1 pseudogene is annotated in these 595 nt (G+C 42.4%); it reads left to right on the top strand.

What is annotated here, in order from left to right:
- Positions 1-595, top strand: a pseudogene (locus tag ACSVH9_RS16340) (gliding motility-associated C-terminal domain-containing protein); the annotation flags it as partial.

Here is a 595-nt window from a genome sequence, read left to right as displayed (position 1 = left end):
TAGCCACAAACGATACGTCCTTACCGATCAATGGAAGAACAGGTAGCGCAGCAGTTTTAAACGCCTATACTAATGATACCTTAAACGGATTACCAATTGTATTGACAGAGGTAACTAGAACAATCGTTACTCCAGCTTCATCAATAGGCGGAGGATTAGTCCCAATTTTAAACACCACCACAGGAGTAGTAAGTGTACCGGCCAATACGCCAGCAGGAACCTATACTATAACCTACAGGCTTTGTGAGAACTTAAATCCGAGCAATTGCGATCCGGCTACGATAACTATTAATGTTATAGCATCGCCAATTGTTGCCAATGATGATTCAGTAGCAGGTATTAATGGTTATGTAGGACAAGCTAATGCTTTGGCAATCCTACCTAACGACACCTTAAACGGAGTACTAGTAGTACCTTCAGATATTATCATAGCAGTAGTTACCCCAGCCTTGCCAATAGGAGGAGGTTTAGTTCCGACTTTGAATCCAGCCACTGGTCAAGTAAGTATTCCAGCAGGTACTCCAGCAGGAAACTACACGATAGTCTATAGTATTTGCGAGAAATTAAACCCGACGAATTGCGACACAGCAACAAT

Source organism: Flavobacterium sp. RSSB_23 (assembly GCF_051547145.1).
In the GTDB taxonomy this organism is placed as follows: Bacteria; Bacteroidota; Bacteroidia; order Flavobacteriales; family Flavobacteriaceae; genus Flavobacterium.
The sequence above is the reverse complement of the archived record's forward strand: the minus strand, read 5'-3'. Positions and strand labels throughout refer to the sequence as shown.